The 21,353-nt window shown below is 40.5% G+C and carries 18 protein-coding genes; 8 read left to right on the top strand and 10 right to left on the bottom strand.

Annotated features, from left to right (window positions below; translation table 11 throughout):
- Positions 1-11: 11 nt before the first annotated feature.
- Positions 12-1,049 carry a serine hydrolase gene (locus NH399_RS02515; protein WP_253036842.1) on the bottom strand — a complete coding sequence of 346 codons (1,038 nt, stop codon included), beginning with the start codon at positions 1,047-1,049 and terminating at the stop codon, positions 12-14.
- Between the two features lie 610 nt (positions 1,050-1,659).
- Here NH399_RS02515 and NH399_RS02510 point away from each other — a divergent pair.
- Positions 1,660-2,118, top strand: a complete 459-nt coding sequence (locus tag NH399_RS02510) for a type III secretion system chaperone (RefSeq protein ID WP_253036841.1) — start codon at positions 1,660-1,662, stop codon at positions 2,116-2,118.
- A 10-nt stretch (positions 2,119-2,128) separates the two neighbouring features.
- Entirely contained in the window at positions 2,129-3,526 is a 1,398-nt protein-coding gene (locus NH399_RS02505; protein WP_253036840.1) for a hypothetical protein, read from the top strand.
- A gap of 119 nt (positions 3,527-3,645) precedes the next feature.
- Here the strand turns inward: NH399_RS02505 and NH399_RS02500 are convergent, their stop codons facing one another.
- Positions 3,646-5,553, bottom strand: a complete 1,908-nt coding sequence (locus tag NH399_RS02500) for a S9 family peptidase (protein ID WP_253036839.1) — start codon at positions 5,551-5,553, stop codon at positions 3,646-3,648.
- A gap of 296 nt (positions 5,554-5,849) precedes the next feature.
- On the opposite strand from NH399_RS02500, the gene NH399_RS02495 reads away from it, so the two are divergent.
- A complete protein-coding gene (locus tag NH399_RS02495; protein ID WP_253036838.1) occupies positions 5,850-6,848 on the top strand; it encodes a hypothetical protein in 999 nt (332 codons plus the stop codon).
- Positions 6,849-6,927: 79 nt separating this feature from the next.
- Here the strand turns inward: NH399_RS02495 and NH399_RS02490 are convergent, their stop codons facing one another.
- From NH399_RS02490 to NH399_RS02475, 4 genes are read right to left on the bottom strand one after another with little or no spacing between them, the layout of a single operon-like run.
- A complete protein-coding gene (locus NH399_RS02490) occupies positions 6,928-7,734 on the bottom strand; it encodes an SDR family NAD(P)-dependent oxidoreductase (RefSeq protein ID WP_253036837.1) in 807 nt (268 codons plus the stop codon).
- Complete coding sequence (locus NH399_RS02485) at positions 7,734-8,786, bottom strand: LLM class oxidoreductase (RefSeq protein ID WP_253036836.1); 1,053 nt, start codon at positions 8,784-8,786, stop codon at positions 7,734-7,736. The genes NH399_RS02490 and NH399_RS02485 overlap by 1 nt, the downstream gene beginning before the upstream one ends.
- A 35-nt stretch (positions 8,787-8,821) precedes the next feature.
- On the bottom strand, positions 8,822-9,124 hold the full coding sequence (locus NH399_RS02480; protein ID WP_253036835.1) for a DUF1330 domain-containing protein: 303 nt from the start codon (positions 9,122-9,124) through the stop codon (positions 8,822-8,824).
- Between the two features lie 33 nt (positions 9,125-9,157).
- On the bottom strand, positions 9,158-10,177 hold the full coding sequence (locus NH399_RS02475; RefSeq protein ID WP_253036834.1) for a zinc-binding alcohol dehydrogenase family protein: 1,020 nt from the start codon (positions 10,175-10,177) through the stop codon (positions 9,158-9,160).
- 127 nt (positions 10,178-10,304) lie between these two features.
- On the opposite strand from NH399_RS02475, the gene NH399_RS02470 reads away from it, so the two are divergent.
- From NH399_RS02470 to NH399_RS02460, 3 genes are all read left to right on the top strand, one after another.
- Positions 10,305-11,240 carry a LysR family transcriptional regulator gene (locus NH399_RS02470; RefSeq protein WP_253036833.1) on the top strand — a complete coding sequence of 312 codons (936 nt, stop codon included), beginning with the start codon at positions 10,305-10,307 and terminating at the stop codon, positions 11,238-11,240.
- A gap of 228 nt (positions 11,241-11,468) precedes the next feature.
- On the top strand, positions 11,469-11,927 hold the full coding sequence (locus tag NH399_RS02465) for a type III secretion system chaperone (RefSeq protein WP_253036832.1): 459 nt from the start codon (positions 11,469-11,471) through the stop codon (positions 11,925-11,927).
- 10 nt (positions 11,928-11,937) lie between these two features.
- The gene (locus tag NH399_RS02460) at positions 11,938-13,335 is read left to right on the top strand and encodes a hypothetical protein (protein ID WP_253036831.1); all 1,398 of its coding nucleotides are present in this window, start codon (positions 11,938-11,940) and stop codon (positions 13,333-13,335) included.
- Between the two features lie 72 nt (positions 13,336-13,407).
- Here the strand turns inward: NH399_RS02460 and NH399_RS02455 are convergent, their stop codons facing one another.
- The 4 genes from NH399_RS02455 to NH399_RS25345 form a co-directional block, all read right to left on the bottom strand.
- Positions 13,408-15,531, bottom strand: a complete 2,124-nt coding sequence (locus NH399_RS02455) for an RICIN domain-containing protein (protein ID WP_253036830.1) — start codon at positions 15,529-15,531, stop codon at positions 13,408-13,410.
- A 315-nt stretch (positions 15,532-15,846) separates the two neighbouring features.
- On the bottom strand, positions 15,847-16,608 hold the full coding sequence (locus NH399_RS02450; protein WP_253036829.1) for a LytTR family DNA-binding domain-containing protein: 762 nt from the start codon (positions 16,606-16,608) through the stop codon (positions 15,847-15,849).
- On the bottom strand, positions 16,598-17,692 hold the full coding sequence (locus NH399_RS02445) for a sensor histidine kinase (protein WP_253036828.1): 1,095 nt from the start codon (positions 17,690-17,692) through the stop codon (positions 16,598-16,600). The genes NH399_RS02450 and NH399_RS02445 overlap by 11 nt, the downstream gene beginning before the upstream one ends.
- 143 nt (positions 17,693-17,835) lie before the next feature.
- Positions 17,836-17,967: a hypothetical protein gene (locus NH399_RS25345; RefSeq protein ID WP_256489222.1), complete on the bottom strand. Its 132-nt coding sequence runs from the start codon at positions 17,965-17,967 to the stop codon at positions 17,836-17,838.
- A 34-nt stretch (positions 17,968-18,001) separates the two neighbouring features.
- Here NH399_RS25345 and NH399_RS02440 point away from each other — a divergent pair, with 34 nt between their 5' ends.
- Both NH399_RS02440 and NH399_RS02435 read left to right on the top strand, forming a co-directional pair.
- Positions 18,002-18,850: a hypothetical protein gene (locus NH399_RS02440; RefSeq protein WP_253036827.1), complete on the top strand. Its 849-nt coding sequence runs from the start codon at positions 18,002-18,004 to the stop codon at positions 18,848-18,850.
- A gap of 194 nt (positions 18,851-19,044) precedes the next feature.
- On the top strand, positions 19,045-21,285 hold the full coding sequence (locus tag NH399_RS02435) for a TonB-dependent siderophore receptor (protein ID WP_253036826.1): 2,241 nt from the start codon (positions 19,045-19,047) through the stop codon (positions 21,283-21,285).
- The last annotated feature ends 68 nt before the right edge of the window (positions 21,286-21,353 follow it).

The following is a 21,353-nucleotide window of genomic DNA, read 5'->3' as shown; positions in this document are numbered from 1 at the left end:
AGTACTTCTACCTATTGAGTAATAAGTTGAAGCAAGTTTCTTGCAATTCCATTAACTGGAACCATGTGCTCGTTTGATAGCAAAATGATGACTCTGTCTTGCTCAGGGGTTCTTACGATAAGCGAACTGAATCCTGCTAAAGCTCCTCCATGACGTTGCACTTTGTCCCCGTTGCTTTCTAGAATAAGCCACCCATAACCATAGTTATTTAAATAAGGTGTGAAGATCTTATTTAAGGTTTCATAACTAACGAGCTGATCCGTATACAGTGCTCTATCCCATTTATAGAGATCATTAATGCTGGATATTAATCCTCCTCCCGAATAGGCCAAGCTCATGTTTTGTGCTGGCACCCTGGAGTTATCGGGCAGATAACCTTGCGCGCTGTTATCAGAACTGGGTGTATTGGGGCTAAAACCGCTGCGAGACATATTCAAGGGAGCAAATATTTCTTGTTGAATAAACTCGGCGTAAGGAACTCCAGACACCTTCTCTATAATATAACCCAGCAGTTTATAGCCAGAGTTAGAATAAGAATACTTCTCTCCTGGTGTTGACTGTAGAGGTGCATTTTTAAATAGGTTAATCAATTCTTCCGGTGTTACATCGTTAGCCGGAGGGGAACTTTGGAAGCCTCTTATCATACCCGAAGTATGAGTTAATAAATGCCAGAGAAGTATTTGATCTCCTTTGGGATAGTCACTAATGTAGTTGCTAACAGGATGGTCGACCGATAATTGGCCTCTCTCGTGGAGAATCATGATAGCCATTGCGGTAAACTGTTTTGTAATTGAAGCTATTCGAAAAGTGGTATCAAGATCATTGAGTTGTTGGCTCTCTCTGTTCGAGTCGTCGAGCCCATTGCTATAAACAATCGCTCCTTTGTTAAAAACAAGCACTGAGCCTTTAAATTTCTCTCTTTTTAGATACTCATCAATGCTTTCTCCTGGAAGTAAAGTGAGAGCAGAGCGTTGCTCCCATCCTTCCTCACTGCATGAAACAATAAAGGGGATAATTAAGCTGAGCAGAAACAGTCTAAGTTTGGTCATGTGTTTTTACTTTCGGTTTTTTATTTTCTTAGCAGACCAATCTTGTTAAACAAAAGTTCAAGCATTTATTTTTTTAATCTGTTCAGAACCTTTTCTTTACTTTGTTGTCTCGGGAGGTATGGGGGTTATCCGAAAAATGCTTCGCATAAAACGTTTGATGAAGGACACTCGTTGTAGTAAATAAGCCCTTTTAATTGAAGGTGTATATATAGTTATTCTGTATTTTTCTCGGCGCTCGAACTAATTTGTTTACTCTAATTTTTCTGTCTTATATCTCTGATGCCAGATGTAATGTCGAGTTTTCTTTTATTCGCCCCTACTAGAGATTGCTAATTCTGAAGGTTGCTTCTTATTGAGATTTCAAGGTTGTCCCAAAGTAGCTAGATAAAGTTTCAGTAATAAACTTGAGCGTGACTAAGTATTAATCTAAAAACTTTTTTGGGGCTTTTGCTGTACTTTTTTTATACGAATTGACCAATCATAAACCTCAAACTGATAACTAATTAACAATTTTCGTTAACTAGCCAATAAAGTTAAAAACTAATCTTCATTGGGTGTTACTACAAGTTCAGATAAAACAAAGGCTACACACAACGAGGATTGCCAAATTATGGATTTATTTGAACACTTCAAATCAATAAGTTTAGAGTTCGCGGAGCGCACAAAAATATCTGGATTAGACTTTAGGGAGCGAGAAGGTTTCGCATTGTCTTTTGATAACATTGAAGTGAATGTTGGGATTCGAGCCGAGAAAAATGAGTTGATTGCAATTACTTTTATTAATAGCTTCTCAGATTTAGAGGCTGTGGAAGTATATAAGAAATTACTTGAGAGAAATTTTTTAATTTCGTCAGATGTTTCTGGAGCATTTGGTGTTACTCCTGGAGAAAACACTATCACTTTTAGTGCAAAGACTGAATTAGACAGTGCTAAAGCGGAAGATCTTTATAAGCTGATTTCTGGAAGTTGCAAAACAGCATCTTTATGGTTCAATGAAAGTGTTGATGACGGATCTTCTGAAGTAGATAGTTCTGACTCCAATATGCCATTTGGCGCAATGAAAATATAGGGAGAGTATCATGCAAGTAAGCAACCCTGCGTTAATGCAGGCATTTTTGACTATCGCTACAAACGACAATATTAGCGATGATAAAAATATTAGTGTAAACCAATCTTTTGAGCCTATCGTCGTTGACGGAAAGGCTCCAGAGCCTGCTCAGTCGCGTGGCGTGTTCTTACAAGCTCTTGAAATGTTAGGTACGATGAAATCCAGCAGTGTTCAAGAAAAAGTCTTCAATGATTGGGGACAGAAATTCGAAAATGGTGCTCAACTAACAAAAGGTGAGTTAAAAGAAGTACTCAATAAGTATGATATTTCGAAAGAAACTTTAAATCAGTTTGTTAATGAGAAAACTCTAGATAAGAGTTATAACTATGATTTAGGTAATAAGATGGAGGAGTCATCAAAGGCCGTTGAGGATAAGGTCGACCACTCTGACGATTCTTTAAAAGCACAGTTAGCCGGTAGGTTAGCTGATTGGTCGAACTGTGGTAATGCAAGTCAGAAGCTTATTGATCGGCTGAATGATACAGTTCCGGAATCTGTTGTTGATAAACCAACAAAGCATCTGAGTGGCTCTAAGGACTCACAAAAGCTCTATAATATGATTAATCAAGATGTTCAAGAAAGAACTTTTATTCGATTGAGCATTGCGGGCATCCATGATGTGACGATTGAGCTAGAACCTGGTTCTGATAAATGTACTGTTTTCCAGGGGTATCAAGGACAATACTCTGCAATGTGGTGGGCAGACGAAACTCAAGAGCAGTCTCCATTTACTGATTTGGGTAATAGTAATGACCCTGAACTTGAGCAGATGAAAGAGCACTACGGTAAGTCTCAGCTAGTTGATAAATCCGAAGTTGCTACTTTATTTAAGAACTTTATGGATGTGGACAGTTTTGAAAATGGGGAAGAAGCTATTGAGGCTTGGAAGAAGCTTCCTGTAGCACCTAATGCCGATGACATCCTGATGAAAACAGGTGCAAAAGGCGATGGCTCAAATCTTAAAGGTGATACAGCCGTTCGTATCGATGTGACTGAAAGAACCGTTTCTAAAGAGAATGAACAGCAACTGCGTCATGAGTTTGGTGATAGAATGGGGACCGCACCATTGTCTTCGCTGGTAATGAGCAGAGAATTTATGCAGATCGAATCTTTGAGCAACAATGTTAAGAAAGAAGAGGCTGCCGAAAGAGCTTTGAAAACGCTTGAGTCTCTGAAGGAAGAGCTTTCAAATGTTGATATCGATTCCCTTGATGATGATGAAAAGCTGATATACGAAGCTAAAATCGAAGGTGCTCATAATACCGCTTATGGAGAGCCATTTGATGATTCCGAAGTTGAACCTCAATGGGCGGCAGAAGCTGCGGGCATGATGTTGAAAGATTTCGTTAAAAACTACGAAGCACATTAAGCTTGAAAGGCTGGGTATTTCCCAGCCTTTCCTGTTGTTCAATCTGCGACACCTTGTTATTTGGTTTTTTAGGTGACTCTATGGTGAAATACTTTCGTTTTTAGATAAGAAAAAGCTCTTTATCCTCCGATATGCTTATCAAAGAATTGAATCATCTTTTTGTACAAATCAAATTTATTTTTCTCTAGAACATAGCCATGACCTTCGTCGCGAACCATAGATTCGTAAGGGATTTTTGCCTCATCCAAAGCTTCTGTAAGCATTTCATATTGCTCCATGGGTACCCTGATATCGTCTTCTCCGTGAGCAATAAATAGTTTGGCTTTTATCTTTTTGACATGGCTAGCAGGAGAGTTTTGATAGAGTTCTTTTTCATCTTCTCCAATGACTTTTCTTAAGTATTTTTCACCAGACTCTGATTTAGGAATGTCGCCACTTTCCCACATTTCGTTGAGTGAGTAGACACCAACATAACCGACAGCGCATTGATACAGATCTGGTTCTCTGACTACACCCATCAAAGCTGCGTAGCCACCATAACTTCCCCCATAGATACAAATCTTATCTGGGTTAGCAATGCCTTGCTCTATTACCCATTGTGTGGCATCAGTAATGTCATTTTGCATTTCTCGGCCCCATTTTTTGTGCCCTTTTTTTTCGAATGCATATCCATAACCACCTGAACCACGGAAGTTTACTTGAAGTACAGCATAACCTCTGTTGGCAAAAAACTGAATTTCGCTATCGAAACGCCACCTGTCCCGTGGGCCATGTGGACCGCCATGAACGTTAACGATTAATGGCAGATTTTTTCCTTTGCTATTTACTGGAAGGGTTAGATAGCCTTGTAGTTTAAGCCCATCTCTCGCTTTGATTGATATAGGGTTGACTGCTGCCATTTGCTTTGTTTTTATGTTAGGGCGTCGACTGCCAATGTATTTGACTTGATTTTTGGTTTTATCGAATAAAAAGAACTCTCCTGGATTAACATCGCTATAGACTTGAACAATCGCAATGTTGCCATCCTTGTTATGACTAGTGATTGAGACGGAGTCACCTTTGAATGCTTGGGCTAGTGATTCGAGCAGTTGGGTTTCTGGGTGTTGTTTATTAACAAAGAAGACTTGGCGTTTTTCGGGCATGTAGGTAATTCCCAAAAAGGTGCCATCATGAGCAAAAATGTAGTTGTCTATATCAACCGTTTTATCAGTAAACAAACGTGTTTTTTTATTGGTATCCATGTTCAGCGAGTAGAGCGCATCCGTTGGCGTTTCATAATTACTGATAAAGTATATTAAGCGCAGCTTGTCATTGATCCCCACAAAATAAAAGTTATCCCCAGGCTTCATATCTTTATCTATGTATCTTACCCAGTCACTTTTGGGTGTTTTTTTGAAGAAGATAACAAACTCTCCTTTTCCAAACTCGACGTCGTCTTCTTCTACATAGCCTATTGCTGCTCTAAGATTTCCATCGAAATCTGCATAGAGGTTTTGCACATCATCGCTATCGGGGTGACCAGCTACGTAGTCACTATCGCCACTATAAATATCTAACTTGTGGGTTTTGGGTTTTCCTTTGTCTCGATAATAGTAACGAGCGACCAGAATGTGTTTTGGATCATGGGGAAGAAGACTGAGAATGCGAAAAGCTGGTCCTAGGTTTTTCTGTTTTTTGCCATCAATATTGGCAGCCAGTAGAGTCGGTCTTCCTGCTTTGGTATCTAAAGAGCCTACTATTTTTGCTGCCTTCATGAGCAGTCTGGTATTGTTTGCCCAGTAAAAGTCGTAGATTTTAATATTTTCTCCTAAAGCAAATCCCGATTTTGGCTTTTTGGTCTTTCTGTCCAAGACGGCAATTCTAACTTCACTATCTACCTGAAAAGTCACAGCAAGATGCTTTCCATCAGGAGATATCTTCATGTTCTGATATTTCGAGTATTTGAAGAAATGCTCAAGTGGAATTTCTTCTGATGCCCATACCGTGTTCAATCCAAGTATAAAAAGGCTGAGTAATAGCTGTTTCATATACAACTCCATTTAAAATAAGTGCGGCAATTTTAGGATTTGATGCGCTTTATGACTAGTAAAAGATAGTTTTTGTTAGTGTCAAAAAATTGTCAGTCTGAATAAAGAACTCGTAAGTACTTAAAAAACGTCAAAATTACAGAAGCGGGGCTTTATTAGTGATATATAGTGAGATTTTTGTTGAAAAAATGAACAGTTGATGGCAAAGTGCGCGCCGTTGCAAGGATTGCGGAGTTTACACCTTCACTAGGGATAAATAATTTAAGTTGTATTATTTGATAGGTAGACGCGCAAGTATGAGAAACGTATTTTTTTTATTAGCTGCTGTTTTTATTTTGTCAGGTTGTCAAACGACCCAGATTGATCGAAGTTATCATGCTGCCAGTAGTAAGTATGATAGTCAGCCGTTTGATGTGAAATTAAGCGTATATGGATATAAAGAAGTTTATCCGGCAGAGCATCTGGAAGAAGAAGAAGACCGGTTTGCCATACTAAATTCCGGTAAGAATCGTCCATTTCGTAACACAGCCAGAACACATGTCAATGTTCCAACTCATCACACTTCCGGTGCTTCTTTGAGTAATGTAATAAAGATAGCTACAGCTGCAGTTTTAATTGGTGTTCTAATCGATACTCTTATTGATGTTGATGTGACAGCAGAAAGTGCACCAATCAACGAGCGATTAGGCGAATATGAGTATAGAGTTGATCTTGCTACAAAAATTAAAACTGTGATGAATGATTTTTCTTGGATGAAAATAGATTCTATTAATTATGAAGGAGGTGTTTACAGGAAAAAATACTCTTCGAAGTTAGATGAGCCTTATGCTGTTGCTATTGTTCAGCCCTATATTGATAAAAAGTGGCACTCTATGGCTGTTACTATTAAGTTTATGGTGTTTCATCCAGATGGACACTATGAAAAATCAGGGATATCCAATCCCCGGAAATATCCTACTCCTATTTATCAAAAGGAAGCTATATATGTTTCAAAACAGGCCGTTATGCCTGATATGGAGGTATATAAGAAGCAAAGAATAGAAAAAATAACTAGGGATTATGAAAATAAAGATAAAAGTAAGAATGCTCGTATAGCTTATAAAAAGTATCGAAGTGACCTTAGGTATTATCAACGAAAAAAGAAATTCACTCGAAAAGAAGAAGCCTTCCTGCGCAAAAAGTACTGGACAGAAAATGGAGCTGCTAACTACAAAAACGAGTTAGAAAAAGCTACCAAACTTATCATTGATATGTTCCAGTCAGAAATGCAATCTCCTGACATCGCCAAAAATTAGAGCTTTTTCATCCAGTCACTCAATAAAGACTCAGAGTAGATAACCACTACTCTGAGTTTTATTTGTAGCAACATAACTGTTACTGATTGTCATTTAATAACCTCTCAATCACTTCAACTACCTTGTTAGACTTATCTAAATCGAGTGCATCTGGGTGAGGAGCTGAAAATGTCCTGGAGTCGTTGTCGAAGTATTTACCTGAGGCATCCGAAAACTTATCCGACAAAGCCGCTCTAATCAAAATATCTGCACCTATCTCAATATCACCGCCTGCAACACCAAAGGCTTGTTTTACCATCTTGCTGCCAAGCATTGAGCCAGGGTTAACGGCGACGACCATTGGACCTCTAGGCCCTAGCTGTTGAGCCAGACTTCGAGACCACATAGTGATAGCCAACTTACTTTGTGCATAGGCTGCACCATCGGTCAGCTGTTCTTGTCCTGCTAGAGCCTTGAGGTTAACACTAGCCTGAGCTGCCGAAGATAAGTTGACGATGCGTCCAGAGGCGTTGAGCACTGGCAACAACTTTTGAGTTAGCAGGTAAGGGGCTAGCGTGTTGACTGCAAAGCGTATATCCCATCCATTTTGAGTAGTTGTTGTCGGAGAGTTGTAAATGCCTGCATTATTAATCAGAACATCTAGTGTCGTATGTTTTACAATTATATCTTGTGCCAGACTTTCGACATCTTCCATTTTTGAAAAATCGGCCAGATAGCTTTCTACTGTGCCATTGGTTGGCAGTTTAGCCAAAGCTTGTTGAGCAGTGTCCAGTTTGGATTGGCTGCGACCATGTAAGAGAACGCGATGTCCTAGCGAAAGTAACTTTTCTGCGGTAGCTAAACCAATACCATCGGTGGAGCCCGTAATTAAAATTGTCTTCTGCATTATTTTCTCTCTTTCTTTTCGTCGTGAATAGTGAAGTCCGGAAGAACATCATCAGCCAGTCTTTTTAGAGTCGACTCGACGCATTGTTGATTAAAGCGTAGATTAAGCGCAACATGATTAATACCTATTTCTTCCAGAGACTTGAGATAGTTTCGTAAGGCATTAACACCAGAGCGAAAACCAAGATGAATCGGCGTTGGTGGTGCATTAGGATCGTTCACCAGATCCACATAAAGTGATTGCACTGCTGGTTTTATTGGCAGTCCTGCCTGTTGGGTTCGTTTTCTCCAGTCCGAGATTATTTGGGCTTGCACTGATACATCTCGAGGGTAGGTTATCCAACCATCTCCATTTTCAGCAAGCCAGTCTGGATGCTGTTGGCTGGCTCCGGTGATTAAGATCGGAAGTTTGCTAGAAACCGGCTTTGGCAACATATCCATGAGACCGTTAGGAGAACCATAGACATTTTCGAACGCAGGATGGTTTTCTGCCATGTGTCGAATGTACTCGTAGCTTTGACGAAATCGAACGCCACGATCACTAAATGGCAAGTTCAAAGCAGGGTACTCTTCTGGTCTATCGCCAGATGCAACGCCCAATAACAACCGACCATTAGACAAAACATCTGCACTGGCTGCTGACTTTGCTACGTGTGCCGGATGACGCAATGGCAACACAATGCTGGCAACACCTAAAGTTATCTTTTCTGTTTGTCCTGCCAGCAAGCCTAAGTAAACAAATGGATCAAACAGCTGACCCGCATCGCCAAATGTTGGAACGTTAAAGGGAATGTCTCTTAGCCAAATCGCAGAAAAATTTAGGCTCTCGGCGAGCTGAACTCTTTCTATATGATGTTTCATAGTGGGTTCAGCATTAGCCGAGTAGTTTTCGATAGGGGCGACAATGCCGATGCTCAAACGATGAGGCTGAAAGACAGAGTTAAATCCCTGATTGAGAGACTGGAATCGGGGAGGTATATTGGATTGAGGAACTAAAGGTTTTCTATCGACCCAACCTCCCCAATGTTGTTTTCGACTTGTCAGTGTTTTCATCGTATAACCTCTTCACGTTTTACCAAAGTAGGGCATCAAGCTAAATCATCTTTACCTTCGATTAAAAAGTGATGGCTTATTGAACCTGCTGTTCGAGCGTTTAAGTGAGGTACATATTCTGGATCGCTCATAAACGCTATGGCTGCTTCTTTTGAAGGCCATTCGATAACGACTCGTAAAGCTGCTTCTTCTCCTTTTCCTTCAAGACGTTCATGATGAGTGGTACGAGCTAAGTATCTTCCACCGTGTTTTGCTACTAAAGCATTTGCCGGACCGATATAGTCGGCTACCCACTCATCTGTCGTCGGTGTCACTTCTAAAACTGAGTAATAAGTCATTGTTGTCTCCAATAGTTTGTTAAAAAGAATACTTTAGAAACCTTCCAGTACAATTTTGCCAATTGAACGACCTGACTCCAGTTCTTCATGAGCCGCTCGCAGGTTTTCTGCATTAATAGTGCCCAGGTTTTTTCCCGCTGTGGTTTGAACTTTTCCCTGATCAACCAGGTCCGAAACTCGGTTAAGTAAATGACTTTGCTCAATCATATCTTTCGATTGAAACATGGAGCGAGCAAACATGAACTCCCAATGCAATGACAAACTCTTTAACTTCAATTGGGTAATATCCAGAGATTGAGGGTCATCAATCATGGCAATCTTGCCAAAAGGGGCCAACACTTTGACGTAGGTATCAAAATAAGAGTCGGTACGATTTAAGCTGGCAACGTGAGTGACTGCTCCAAGATCCAGTGCTTCAATTTGTGGCTGTAAGGGTTGAGTATGATCGATGATATGATCGGCTCCTAGCTTTTTTACCCAGGCTTGTGAGTCGGCTCGTGATGCTGTTGCAATAATTGTCGCACCGGTAAGCTTTTTTGCTAGCTGAAGTAAGATTGAGCCAACGCCACCGGCGGCTCCTACTACCAACAAAACTTCATCCGATTGTTCATTCGACTCTTGTTGTTGGAGTGATAAATGTTCAAACAGAATTTCCCAGGCAGTAATAGAAGTTAAAGGTAGAGCTGCTGCTTCGGCATCCGATAGGCTTTTGGGCTTGTGACCAACAAGGCGTTCGTCAACTAATTGATATTCGGCGTTACTGCCTTGACGGTTAAGATCACCTGCATAAAAAACCTTATCGCCGGGTTTAAATTGAGTCGCACTCTCACCTATCGCTATCACCTCACCGACGGCATCCCAACCTAAAACTTTTGGAGCTTCCTCAGTACCCGCTACATTCTGACGAATTTTATAGTCCACGGGATTGACGGCGATAGCGGTAACCTTAACTAACAGGTCGTGTCCGGTCGCAATCGGTTGAGGAAGCTCGATGTTGGTTAGAGATTTCGTATCAGTGATGGGTAGAGACTGGATGTAACCTACTGCTTTCATGTTGTTTCTCCGATGGTTGCCCCGTATCAGGGGAGAGGATGTCAGTAATTGATTAGGAGTCTAGTGCTTGATTAACTATGGATAAACAGCATAATAGTGGATACATTATCAAAAAATATTTGAAAATATGCAGCTTGAAGACCTCGAAGTCGTGCTAAAAGTCGCTAAGTTCCGCAGTATTACAGCGGCTGCGGCTCATCTAGATATGCGCGTTGCTACGGCCAGTGCTGCGCTTAAGCGCGTTGAAACTGCGCTTGGAGCCGAGTTATTTATTCGCACCACACGCCACTTGCGGCTATCCAGTGTAGGCGAGCGCTATATTCCACAATGTGAGCAGGCACTGCTGATGTTAGAGCAGGCCCGGCAGAATATGCAGGATGATATGGACGTAGTAGAAGGGGAGCTGCGACTTTCCTTATCGTCGGACCTGGGGCGCAACATTGCAATGCCTTGGCTGGATGAATTTGTCGAAGATCATCCTAAGGTGAGCTTGAAATTACACATTACGGACAGCAATATCGATTTCTTCCGAGATTCTGTCGACATTGCGCTTCGTTATGGTTCACCGAAAGATAGCCACCTTTATGGATTTAAAATATGCAATGTGCCTACATTACTTTGCGCAACGCAGGAGTACCTAAACGAGTATTCAATACCACAGCACCCTCAGGATTTAGCTTTGCATAATGGACTTTTCTATCAGCTCTATGATGTTATTCACGATGTATGGAAATTCTCTCGTGATGAGCAGGAGTTCAAAATAAAAATGCATGGAAATCGCGCATCTAACGACGGAGATCTAGTAAGACGTTGGTGTGTGGCTGGCAAAGGGTTGGCCATTAAGTCATCCCTTGATATGTCGAACGATCTTTTATCGGGCCGAGTGGTTAGTGTGATGCCTGACTATCAGCCTAGGCAAACAGAGTTATGGTTGATTTGTCCCAGCCGTCAGCTCATTACGCCAGCTGTTCGGTTATTAAGAGACCACTTGCGCAATAAGAGTATGAAAATACTATCAAAATTAGTGGAGAGAAAGTTTATTCTCAAAAGTTCGCTTGAATGATTTAAATACAGACAAGTCTTAAAGTGATAAATTTTTTGACATAAAAAAATCAGATCGCTAGCACAGATGCTTTAGCCATGCCAGAGGGAGGAGAAAAATTAACAATATGGAGAGATTTTGCAGAAAATAAGGAGATTAAATTAAGTCGCAACTTCTCGCAAAACTAACTCGAAAGCCGCGTTACCTAAAGGATAATCCAAACTTCAGTACAAAAGAGGAAATCAAATTATGGATTTATTCGAACATTTCAAGTCAATCAGCTTAGAGTTTGCAGAACGTACTAAATTATCTGCGTTTGACTTTAGAGAACGAGAAGGTTTTGCTTTATCTTTCGAGCATATTGATATTAACGTGGGAGTAAGAACAGAAAGAAATGAGCTATTAGCCATAGCCTTTATTAACAAGTTTTCTGATATTGATGCTGAAGCAACCTATAGAAAACTATTGGAGAGAAACTTTTTAATTTCTGATGATATTTCTGGAGCCTTTGGTGTTACACCAGGAGAAAACATTGTGACTTTCAGTTCTAAAATTGAATTAGAAACTGCTAAGGCTGAAGACTTATACAAGCTGATCTCACTCAGTTGTAAGACTGCCTTTTCTTGGTTTAAAGAAAACACTGATGAAGAAGTTGTAGAAGCAGTGAACATTGAAGCTGATATGCCATTTGGCGCAATGAAGATATAAGGAGATAATCATGCAGGTAGTTAATGATAATACAGCACTGATGCAGGCATTCTTGGATATTGCTACTGATGACTCGATTGGTGATGACAAAAATATTGGCTTAAATGAATCTTTTGAACCCATCACCATTGATGGTAAAGCGCCTAATCCAGGGCAACCACGTTTTGTATTTTTGCAAGCATTAGAACTTCTTGCTACCAAAAATGCCAATGGCATTCAGGAAAGTCTTGGTAATGAGTGGCATCAGAAATTCGAAGAAGGTGTTCAGTTTACAAAAGGTGAGTTAAAAGAAGTATTAGCGAAATACGATATTTCTAATGAAACTCTGCAAGGGCTCTCAAGTGAGAAAGCCATTAAAAGTAATTATAAATACGAGCTCGGCGATAAAGTACAGCAGTCATCAAGAGCCATCTTAGATAAAGTTGATCACTCCGACGATTCACCTAAAGCACAGCTAAAAGCTAGGCTTGCTGATTGGTCAAACTGTGGTAACGCTAGTCAAAACCTTGTTGATCGACTGAATGAAACCGTTGAAGGTTCTGTTGTTGACAAGCCAATAGAACATTTGAGTGGTTCTAAAGATGCCCAGAGGCTCCATGATCTGATTAATCAGGATGTTCAAGAAAGAACCTTTATTCGTATGAGTATTGCGGGTATTCATGATGTGACCATTGAGTTGGAGCCTGGTTCTGATAAGTGTACGGTTTTCCAGGGGTATCAAGGGCAGTATTCTGCAATGTGGTGGACTGATGAAACTTCGCAGCAATCTCCATTCACAGATCTAGCTAACAGTGAAGATCCAGAACTTCAACAAATGAAAGAACACTTTGGTAAGTCTCAACTTGTAGACAAAGCCGAAGTCGCGGACTTATTCAAGAAGTTTATGGAAGTTGATAGTTTTGAACATGGGGCTGAAGCTATTGCAGCCTGGAGAAACCTCCCTATTGCGCCGAATGCTAGTGACATTTTAATGAAAACCGGTGCTCGAGATGACAAGGTTCTTGAAGGAGATACGGATATTCAATTTGATGTGACTGAAAGAACAGTTTCTCTAGAAAAAGAACAGCAGCTACGTCATGAGTATGGCGATAGAAGCAATGCGCCCTTATCTTCACTAGTGATGGGCAAAGAGTTTATGCAAATTACGCACTTGAGTAATGATATTAAAAGAGAGGAAGCCGTTGAAAGAGCAAAAGATACGCTTCACTTCCTTCATAGGGAACTCCAACTTATTAATGTCGATAATTTGGATGACCAAGATAAACTTATTTATCAGGCTAAAATTGAGAACGCTCATGGTATTGCTTACGGAGAGCCCTTTGATGACTCTGAAGTAGAGCCTAATTGGGAAGCGATTGGTGCTGGCCAAATGCTTCAAGACTTTAAAACTAACTACGTAGAGCATTAATAATAAAAGGTTGGGGATATTATCTCCAACCTTTTTTATTTTAAGAAACGTATTTGGCACTAGCCAAAAATATTAGTGTATATTCAATTTCCAATATTGATGAGGCAATGGTTCGCAATCATAAAGGCGTTGAATTACATCATTCCCTTTGTTAGTTGCCCCATTTTTTGGAGTCAAACATCGATTGCTTTTATTATTACGCAACAAATGGTTGATTCCATTTCCTGTCTCGATACTCCAAAGTTGGTGAGAGCCATTTAAGTTACAATCCCAAAGCCTGAGCAATGTATAGTTCCCTGTTGCACCATTCATAGGTGTTAGACACTTACCCGAAACCGGATGAACTAACTGATCTTGATTATTCAAGTACCAATATTGATCGGTACGAGATTGATCACACTGGTGTTGAACCACCGAAGTTCCGTTTCCTGTACCTCCAAACTCAGGAGTAAGGCAGCGATTGTTGTCACTGTTTATCACCTTAGTCCAGCGATGCCTTACACCACTAGTGAGTCGAGACTTTTCATGATCAATGATATTTTGAGCCGTGTAAATAGAGCTGGGGATGAGCTGCCATGATTGGTTTTGTTTAGCACTGCAAGACTCTAACTTTTGACGTACGCCATTGTTGGTGCCATCGTCAGTGGGGGTTGCACAGTAAGTTCCAAACATCATCAAATTGACATTATAAATATCACCGTCAGTGTAAGATGCTTTGATATCCCAGTTTTTTGACACTCCAAACAGTGATTGAGAGCAGTCGGTCAAAAGCAATTGGGATGCGAAATTGGTTGCGACACATAATCCAGTATTAACATCGACTAGCTTACCTTCGTCATCTAGCTTAAATTCTTGCCATGCTCGGTCTATGCCACAGTCATATTGATGAAGCTGTGTATTTAAACCTCCACCATTAACAACCGTTAAGCAACGGTCATTGGCTTTGTTTTTGAGTTTGAAAACGTTGTTCATCGCTTTAAGAGAATATGCTTTTTCTGTTCCATAAGCTCTGAGTAATGCATCATTTTTAATACGCGTAAAGCTTCTCGTCATACTATAAATAGATTGGTTGAGCTCAGAGTTAATGGAGTTGCTTAATTCATTACTATAGCGTGTATGTTCCGCGCTGACGGCATTCAATGCATCCATATGACTCTGGTAGTTGTAGTCACCGAGCCTTTCTTGAATGTGTCGTACATAAGTGTATCCAGTAGCATTGTCAGTTACGTGATAGTCGTAGTAGGTATAGGTCTCGGGACATTTTCCTCCAGTACCAGCATAAACAGAACAATCGACCCAACGAATAACATTCCAGCTGTTGACATCTTGCACTACTTTTGCCATTCGCGAGGTTTTAATTTCCGCTGCGGAAGTGTTTAGATAGGATACATAATCTTCTATATAACCAGCCAGTTCGGTTGCGGCGGCTTTTTGCAATTCTTTAGGATCAGAGCAGTACTCTGGCGTTGGTAAACATACAAATTCTCTGGCATCGTGCAGAGCAATTTTCTCTTGCAAAATATTGATGTGAATACCCGAGATAAGAATGAATTCAGCAACCGTAGCAGCTTGCTTGCTCGCATCGTGAGCAACATTGTCTCTGAACCATAAAACGGCTTTTGCTATATCGGCATCAAGGTTCGTTAATCTTGCTAACTTATCTTCTGTAGAAATATTGCGCCATCGAGCCGACATATAATTTTTTTCGAAACGATCGGCAACATAATTAACTAATGACTTTACTTCTTCGTACTCTTCTTTATTTAGATGAGCAATCAGATCATTAATTACTTGATCTCTAGCTTGTTGGATATCTGAACGTATGGTATCCAATGTACCTTGAATATTATCCAGTTTGCCATTGATTTCGTCTAAAGCTTTGCTCACCGCATCTTCTTGAGGCCAAAATGCTCCAAGTAATGTTGAACCGACGATGTTGGCGGGGGGAGGCAAGTTGTCCGACAGCCCGTAAACAAAAGATTGCAAAGCGCCTTCGCGTTCTTCTGGTGGTGCAAGGAGAATCCCCGTTGCACTCTGTGCCAAACCATACATGGCTTCTTCCCTGGCTTGACGCTCTTCGTCGTTATCTGGAGCCGGGTCATTTGTATAAGCTAATTGAGATGTTCCCAATAGTAGGGTCGTTAAGAAAGCTGTTTTAAAACGAGCTTGCTGAGTAAAACGAAAGCTTTTTCTCATAGAAGGCTCCTGTGTGTCATTAGTTTTTTAAAACAACACAGGAGCGTATGCAACAACTTCCATGTTGTTTCATTGAATAGGTGTCTTACTGCTTAATAACAAGTTATCTCTGAAGGGGTAGTATAGTGAAGCGGTGTGATCCGTAACAGCGATTATTTAGATATGTGAAATATTACCTGAATATGTATTGCTTGGTCTCGTTATGAGATTGTTTGCTGCTCTAATACTGTTAACTCTATAGAGTGCATAAAGTTTATGTTGGCTGATTAACTGAAGTGCTTTGAGTGGTTTGACTAAATATTAAGGGACTAAACACTAGGCTCCTAACTTATCCAACAGTCCATCTTTATAAGACTTGCTAACATTAACATGATCGCCATTAGAAAGGATGAGCTGATACTTCCCATCGGCCAAAGTTTTTAATTCTCTGACCTCAGAGAGCCTGACTATCGCTTTTCTGTGTACTCGATAAAAAACATCAGACCCTAAATGTTTTTCCATAAAAGACAAGCTCACTCTGTGCAGGTGACAACCTTCTGAATGATGGACTTGCACATAGTTACCTTCTGATGCTAACCATAAAATATCCGCAACCTGGATAATTCTTATAGAGCCTGTAGAACGAATGACTAATCTATCAAGACTGATCGACTTATCAAAGTACTGCTGTTGTTGATTGTGAAGCTGCTCAGAGGTTTTAGCATTAGCGACTTGTTTCTCAGCTCTTTCAATCGAGTTTTTAAAGCGCTCGTTATCAAAAGGCTTTAACAAGTAGTCAATGGCATAGAGCTCAAATGCTTGTAATGCGTAGTTATCAAAAGCGGTTATAAAAACAATAAGAGGTCTGGATTCCATATTGAATAGTCGCTTGGCCAGCGAGAGGCCATCTTGTCCGGGCATTTGAATATCCAGGAATATCACATCAATATGGTTGGTTTTAATGATTTCCTCAACGCCTTCTCCGCTTTCAAACTCGGCGACAATATTCCAGTGCTCAAAGCGACTCAATGACTCTCGTACATTGAGCCTCGCCAGTGGTTCGTCATCAACGATAACGCATTGAATTTTATTCATCATCAATTACCGGAATAGAAATGTTAGACACATAACAATCATTGACTTGTCCATGGGTTATTGAATAGCTGGAACCATACAAATTATCGAGTCGTTCTTTTAAGTTAGTTAGTGAAGTTCCTAAGCCATTGGAAGGATGATTGCGATTAATAAGCGTGTTGCTTATATGAAATATCAAGGCATTGTCTTTGTTATCTATTGTTAACTTAATATTGATTAAGTCACCTTGCTTAGCCTCTGCCACGCTGTGGATAAAAGCGTTTTCTACTAGTGGTTGTAAAACAAAAGGAGGGCAGAGCAGATTCAAGTCTTTTTTGTGTTGGGTGATGCTAAAATTAAAACGCTCTGAAAACCGAAGTTTTTGCAAAGCTATATAGTTGTTCACAAACTCTAATTCGTCAGCGAGTAGAATAAATTCTTCTTGGCTAGCTTTAATTGTAAACCTCAACAAATCCCCTAGCCGAGCAACCGCGGTAATGACGCTTTCTTTATCATCTTGTCGAGCAAGTGCGCTGATCGAGCCTAAACAGTTGAATAAAAAATGTGGGCTAAGTTGAGATTGCAGGGCCTTCATTTGTAAATGCGTAAGGCGCAATTCCGACTCTGAATGTTTCTTTTCCAGCTCCAGTGTTGCCAGTAGTACTTGTTGGGAGTATTGGTAGTAGACAATTGCAGTACTGACACCAAAGGTTACAGCATAAAGAATGGCATAAAAGAATATGATCTGGCCAGAAAGGATATTGAAGACTGCTGTAATAGAGCGAAACTCCATATCAAAGAAAAAGATTCCCAGGTAGGCATCTAAAACAAAGAATGCAGGAAGCCAAATCAGTAAGCCGACAAAAAACATATAGACAAAATAACGAATGCTTTTGTAGGGAGCTATTTTAGATAACGCTGAATAGAGAGCAATATTAAACAATGCCCAGCTTGAATACACCGATAGATAAAAAATGAACTCACTAAAGTTGAGTGTTTGTTCTCCTCGATACTTAAGAGTATCCAAGTAGCGAGTAATAAAGTGTATGAACGCAATAAAGGCCCAAATCAAGAAGGGCAGCAGCCAGCGATTAATTAGATGTTTCAAAGTAATATGTCCAACAAGGCACTACGGTTATTCTGGCCTGTTGCTTCTTAACGATAGCCACAGCAGAGACCTACAGCGAATGGTCTATAGACCTAGAGTATGGCAGTAAAACATCAATAGTTTCAAGCATCTAGTGAATCTTTTTATGCCTCTAAACACTCGTAGGCAGAGGCTTCTATTTCGTCACTCTTAGCGGTAGTTTTCATCACATAAGGTCCATGTTTCGTCACATCGCTATTGAATGCCTTAATGGTTTTCATTAACTCTTCACTCATTGCACAACAACCATAATGGATGAGGAATCTAATAATGAAAAATCTAGTCCGCGTTTTAATAGTCTGCTTAGCAATGGGATCGGTAGCCTTATTTGCTGCTAACAAAAAGGAGTTGCCACTGTCATATTTGTTATTTGACGGTTTGCATGCAAGTGAGAATGGAGCTGTCTTTGCTGCTGGTGGGTACAGTGGTTCAAAGGTTTATTATATTACACCAGAGGGGGCGACTTCTGACTATGCCGTTGGCCTGAATGGACCTGTTGATATTACGAATGATTCAGAAGGCAATCTATACGTCACTAATTTTAATAGCAAAGTGGTCAGTAAAATATCGACAACAGGAGAAGTCTCCGATTTTGTGCAGACTCTGGATGGTCCTTCTGGTATTGCATCCGACAGTCAGGGAAATTTATATGTCTCTCATTATGGCAACGGGAGCGGTGATGGCGATACTATCCTAAAAATCACTCCAGACGGTACTTTAAGCGTGTTTGCACAAGGTGGTGATCTACTGGCTCCTGTGGGTATTGCTATTGATGATGAGGATAATGTGTACACGGCAAATCTTCACAATGGAAAAGTGTTAAAAATTAGTCAGTCGGGTGAACAAGAAGTACTAACTCAGATTGAATCCGATGTAGGGTATGCCATTGGACATCTCACTTTTGCTGATGGTTTTTTATATGCCACGGGTATAGCTAGCCATAAAGTGTATTTGATTAAGCCGAATGGCAAAGTGAGAACCCGAAAAAATACCGATGAGGGATATTTTCCTAATGGACTTACCTTTGACAAAACAACCGGGAAGTTGTTGATAGCGGATGCATTTGTTCAGAGAGCATCGTTATTAAAAGTTAAAGCAAAGAAGCGTTATTCTCTGTAATATTTACGGAGTAGTAGAGCCCTCAGGTTATCCCCTTTCCTGAGGGCTTTTTAATTAAAATGAGTAAGGTTGCTATTCGTGACACCGCATTTCTCGCACAGCTTTTTTCTGTAGCCTATACTTGTTGATATCTAACAAAAATTACTCCCTCTGTGACAGTATTTAACAATAAGAATCTCAATAGGTTATTGGCGTTGGCGGTCGCTTCTTCCTATGGATGGGCCGATGAAGGAGACTTATTTGATCTCGACTTGCGTGACCTCATGCAAGTAACGATAGTTTCTGCTTCAAAAAAAGAAGAGAAGCTCCAAGATGCGCCAGCCACGGTTATTGTTCTGACAAAAGAAGTATTCTCTTCTCGTGGGTATCAAAACTTGTCCGAAATCTTTGATGACCTGCCTGGTATGGATGTTGTTCGTCCCTATGGAGATACTTATTACAAGAATTATATGAGAGGGTTTAGAAATACGATAGGCTCGCCTTTTTTATTGCTGATCGATGGCGTTCAGCAAAATTCACTGTACTTTAATATTACTAGCACAGTTACCTCTTACCCATTGAGTAATGTAGAGCGGGTTGAGGTGATTTATGGTCCGACGTCTTCTGTCTATGGTGCTAATGCATTGATGGGGGTTGTGAATGTTATTACTAAAAAGGCTCAACAGAACGAAGGATGGCTGGTTGATACTCAATGGTCCATCAGCGACAGTGCCTTTAAGGTTTTTGATGGTCGAGCGTCACGCAAAAAAGGTGAGTTAGAAACTATTATTTCATTTAGACGCTCGCAAGGAAATTATAATGATGCAGTAGAAAATAATCGCTTCTATTGGTTGCAGGATTCTATTTATCAAAATGAAAGGCTATGGGGAGGAGCGTTAAGTTCCAATGCAATTAATCCGGGTGTGTTTTCATCGCCAGAAGACATGGTTGGCATAGATGCTCGACTGATATATAAAAACACCGAGTTTGCGGCGAGCTACTTTTTATTAGATACCGGATATGGGACCATTTATCCTGCAGATAGGATCCCTGCCAACTCCACCTGGCCCAGAATACAATATGATGCCTATGTGAAACATCAGTTTGATATTAATCCCAAGCTGAACAGTAAAGTCTTGTTGCGTTATCGTTATGATGGTATCAAAAATGATTCTTATGATCTGGAAGGTTTTAATCGAATGAATCCTAGCGATACTGACTATCTAGATATAGGGGGCATCACACTTGCGCCTCAAGAAACGGCGCGTTTTCTACATTTTTTCTATTGGCAGACTCGTAATTGGTCTTGGTCTTTATTTCAAAATTTTGATTATCAAAATAATGAGTACTTATCTGCGGTATTTGGTTACAAAGTTGAAGTCAAAGATTTGCAAAGGGCTTACGACTTGCCAACCAGTGGCCCGTTAAGTCCTGAGCTTTTTGTCCCATATCATGCTGACTACTGGCCTCAGCCTCCACAAAGTAGCGTTGTCCCAGATAATCGAATAACTTGGGTAGATAGAGGTGTCTATGGTCAAGTTTCATATCGTTTTGATGATGAACAACAATTTAGCTTTGGCCTTCGATGCGATGACAATTCTGTGTATGGCAGTGAGCTTACTTTTCGAGGAGCTTATATTTACAACATAGATGAATGGTCCTTTAAGCTCATTTATGGTGAGGCTTACCAAGAGCCTGTTCCTCGTAATCTTTATGGTGCCTGGACTGGCTCAGGCAGTTCACCGGATTTAAAACCAGAACAAGCGAAAACGACAGAGTTCAGCGTGACCAAGACGAGCGAGCAGTCGCACCACCTGGTCAGTCTTTATCATGCGGATATGCGGGATGTGATTGTTGGCTTTACGGGTGGTGCCAGAAACAGTGGCAAGAGGGATGTGGTCGGATTGGACTATCATTATCAAACTGACTGGGATTTTGACTGGGCGCAAGCAACACGATTCTGGACTTATACTTCTTTGATACTTGAGCAAAAAGAAGATAAATTCGACTTACAACAAGGTGACTTCTTGGGGGCTGGGATTATTGGAGATTTGGCCGATGTTAAAATGTTTGCAGGGATTCACTCTACATTAAATGATCATTGGTTACTTAATTTGCGAGGACGCTATATCGGAAGCCGTGAAACGGTAGATACTAATCCATTAGGAGAGATTGATGCCTACTTTCTTCTGGATGCTCACATCAAAAGAAAAAATCTAATTACTGAGGGATTAGACGTAAGTTTTAGCATCACTAATTTGCTGGACCGCGACTATGACCATCCTGGTATTCGAGATGCCAACTCCGGCGACCCTTATGCTATGCCAGAATTACTTAATGATATTGGTTGGTATGGTCCTAATGAAAGAGAGTGGCGCGGAAGTCTAGGGTGGTTTAATTCTAGACTGCCGCAACCTGGGCGTCAGCTTTTTGTTCGTTTGGGTTATGTTTTTTAGTGGTTTTAGAATCGTATTGATACTTGTGAGTGGTAAGTAATTAGAAATTAGGCTAGGAATGCATATTC

The sequence above is a fragment of the Pleionea sp. CnH1-48 genome (assembly GCF_024124665.1).
Taxonomy (GTDB): Bacteria; Pseudomonadota; Gammaproteobacteria; order Enterobacterales; family Kangiellaceae; genus JAMXSB01.
Note: the sequence above shows the minus strand (reverse complement) of the source record. Positions and strands in the feature narration are given on the sequence as shown.